Raw genomic sequence first — 2,972 nt, 5'->3', positions numbered from 1 at the left:
CGGTTTCCTTGAAGAAGACGCGGTGGTTGCCGACGCGAAGGCGGAGGAAGCCTTCAAACTCGCCGGAGAGCGGCTTGACACGCCCTGCGCCGGTTTCGGCGTAGCGGTGGATGGCTTGGAGTATGGTCATGGCGATGTGCTGCGGGATCGCGCGAACCTGGGCCGGGACCTCAGGCTCGAATCGAATCCGCTTCACGATTCGTTCTGGTCTCCGCGAATCTGCTCCATGGTGAAGCCGAGATCGGAGACAACCTGCTCGAAGGGAATGCCCTGGCCGCCGTTGCGGAAGTACTCGTCGGAGGCACGGAGAGCGCGGCGGTCTTCCCCGGTCAGTTCTTCTTCGTCGTCATCGTCGACCAGGACTGCGAGCAGTGAGCGCACCACGCCGAGTTTGGCGGGCGGCAGTTGATCGAGCAGCGCGTGAGCCTGCTGAAGTTCCTGCTGTAGATCGAGAGACATTGCTTACTTCCTTTCTCCGCCGTTCGAAAGGTTCTGCCAACGTCGGGCTTCGTGCTTCAAGATCATGCCTTCGAGCACCGAACGGACAACTTGTTTTTCTTCCGGATCAAAGCGGCTGACGGCCTCGAACTGCAAGCGTAGGTCGTCGTCTGGACCGCGTTCGTCCCTGCCGAATAGCAACTGATCCGAGGTAACGCTGAGGGCCTTAGCCAGATTGCGGATCACGTCGAGGGTGGGTTGGGAGGTACCCGCCTCGTATCGTTTCACTTGCTGGACGTGACACGCGACACGGTCGGCTAGCGCTTGCTGGGTAAGACCGTGCTCTTTCCGGAGAGCGGTCAGGCGTTCATGAAAATCAATCGTGGAATCGGAGCGGGCCACAAGCGCAGGATAGGGCGGCGGCGAGGAAGTATCCCGTTGATTTTCTCATATGATACTTAGAAAGTATCATATGTGGATCCACTAAGTTCCGATTTGCGGCGTTTGCTAATGTCCGCCAAGTTCCAGCGATATCTAATTCACATCGCCGGGCGACGGACCGAGCGTCGCCCTCGCCCATGTCAAGATTAGATAACCGATGATCGCGCAGAGGAGCAGTCGGGCTCCCGCGGCACCTGCCGGGGTCACGAGGTGCTCGTGGAACTGTCCGAACCGGCGCGTGATCCTCGGAGCCGTTCGGCCGGTCCCAAGCATGCGGTGCGTCCCGCATTGGCCGATAAGATCCCGGGGATTCCGCCCTCGGGCCGGTAACTCGCTTCACTCAGGCAAACAACGACTTGATGTCACGGATCAAGTCCTAGGAGGATAAATGGCTGAAGTCATCTTGCGACAGGCCGGTGCTTCAAAGAAAGATCCCTTTACGATCTGCATCCTTGCCAACCCTGCTTTGGAGGCGCCCTGGAATTCGGGAACCTTTGTTGCCGATCCCATTATGGGCAACAAAGCCGGCTTTTACAGTGCCGTGAACTATATCGAAGATTGTCTGTTTGGCCGCGTGGCCGGGATCAAGGAGCAGCTACTCTTCGATCCTGCAATAGCGGCTAACGTACGCGTTATTTCCATCTGGGACCCCGCAGCGGGCGTCGGCTCCGCCAGCGCGCTGGTTGGCCAGGACGGTGTAAGCAACATTCTGGTTGCCCGGCGTAACGCGATCCAAGCATTTGCCGGGAACTATCAGGTAAATGGCGTGTCCTTCTTCGTCGATGTCGCGTACTCCGTCTCAAACTCGTTGACACACACGCGGGCGAGCGCATGGTTCACCACAGACGTTCCCGGAAGTGCGGGAGTTCCTTTCATCCTAGATGGACGCTCATTCACACATTGTTACTACAACAGCATCCCAGGTACGATCGCCATTCACAGTTCGGTCTCGGACATTACCCCTCTGCACGAGTTTCAACACGCGATCTCCAGCTATACCAACGGATCTATCACCGACTTATATGTCGACAGCAGTCCGGCTGCGAATTGCAAAGCTGGCAGGCCGATCCCGGTGAACTTCTGCGTGTACTCAGGAGCAACTTACGCATCCGATCTGTCGAGAGATAGCCTGGGATATCCGCCGGCTTGGAAGTCCTATCACTGCGAGTTGATCGACCCGCGATATCCGGCCGTGATGGATAACTATTACAGCGCCTCCACCGGCAATCCTCTCGATTGCCAAAACGATGCGGTGACCAGGGAATATGTAACTGACAAGATTCTCGCCAAGATGGGAAGGTAGACTCTTTTGTTCGACGCATGTTGACTGGAACCGGCGGTATGATGCATTTAAGAGGTCGAACGATGCAGCCATTGAAACCAGACGAAAAATTGGCGATCACAAACGACCACCCGTTTGCCGCCCCGGAAGATATTAACCGCTACGAACAGCTCCTTTCGATGCGTTTCGCCCAGGATCCGGACGGTCCTCAGGCGGCTCCGGACGCACGACTCGCCAGGGGTATCCGGGAGGGTCAATCCAAGCCCACTATCGAAGAAGAACTGCAAGAGTTGCATAAACGAATCTTCCATCCCAACGACTTATCCGCCTCGCACGAGTGAATCTCAAACTGACGCAAACGACCGGACGGCGTTGCAATCGAGTGCGATAGGTCGGATCGAGTTCGGTTCTGACGCTCGGGAGATTGGACGCATTGGAGCGGCATGGACCGGATGGCCAGGGCGATTGTCAAAGAGAGCGGGAAGGACGTCGATATGCCCGATCAGGAGGAGATTGTTGACGGGTCCGGTGTCGGCGATGACGAGCTGACCCATCAAAGTCCCAGGCTTCTAAGGAACTCGCGCAAGACGGAGCGCGCCCCGCGCCGCCAAGCTTTCACGAGTTCCTTTGTGGTTTGGCGGCGCGGGGACGCGCCCTTTGCGCTTTTGACGGGAAAGGATCGCGAGAGGTATGACGGCCAAAAAAGTAAAGGGCCCCCGTTTCCGGAGGCCCTTTTCGTTGTTCGATCTGTGCTGGGTGAGCTTACAGACGGCTGACGTTCTCGGCCTGCAGCCCTTTGGGGCCCTGCTTC

Annotated in this window: 5 protein-coding genes; 2 read left to right on the top strand and 3 right to left on the bottom strand. The window is 57.5% G+C overall.

Translation table 11 applies throughout. From position 1 onward, the window contains the following. The 3 genes from H1Y01_RS06425 to H1Y01_RS06415 all read right to left on the bottom strand — a co-directional run. The coding region (locus tag H1Y01_RS06425; RefSeq protein WP_219341329.1) for a type II toxin-antitoxin system RelE family toxin at positions 1 to 196 on the bottom strand (196 nt) is incomplete at its 3' end. Beyond that, positions 193 to 459, bottom strand: coding sequence for a hypothetical protein (locus tag H1Y01_RS06420; RefSeq protein ID WP_180539614.1), 267 nt, complete (start codon positions 457 to 459; stop codon positions 193 to 195). The genes H1Y01_RS06425 and H1Y01_RS06420, both read right to left, overlap by 4 nt. A 3-nt stretch (positions 460 to 462) precedes the next feature. After that, entirely contained in the window at positions 463 to 819 is a 357-nt protein-coding gene (locus H1Y01_RS06415; RefSeq protein WP_180539615.1) for a helix-turn-helix domain-containing protein, read from the bottom strand. Positions 820 to 1,267: 448 nt separating this feature from the next. Here H1Y01_RS06415 and H1Y01_RS06410 point away from each other — a divergent pair, with 448 nt between their 5' ends. Both H1Y01_RS06410 and H1Y01_RS06405 read left to right on the top strand, forming a co-directional pair. Next, positions 1,268 to 2,182 (top strand): hypothetical protein, encoded by a 915-nt coding sequence (locus H1Y01_RS06410; protein ID WP_180539613.1) that lies wholly within the window; start codon positions 1,268 to 1,270, stop codon positions 2,180 to 2,182. 89 nt (positions 2,183 to 2,271) lie between these two features. Continuing rightward, entirely contained in the window at positions 2,272 to 2,502 is a 231-nt protein-coding gene (locus tag H1Y01_RS06405) for a hypothetical protein (RefSeq protein WP_219341327.1), read from the top strand. The last annotated feature ends 470 nt before the right edge of the window (positions 2,503 to 2,972 follow it).

This window comes from Nevskia soli (genome assembly GCF_903970205.1).
Classification (GTDB): Bacteria; Acidobacteriota; Terriglobia; order Bryobacterales; family Bryobacteraceae; genus Bog-113.
The sequence above is the reverse complement of the archived record's forward strand: the minus strand, read 5'-3'. Positions and strand labels throughout refer to the sequence as shown.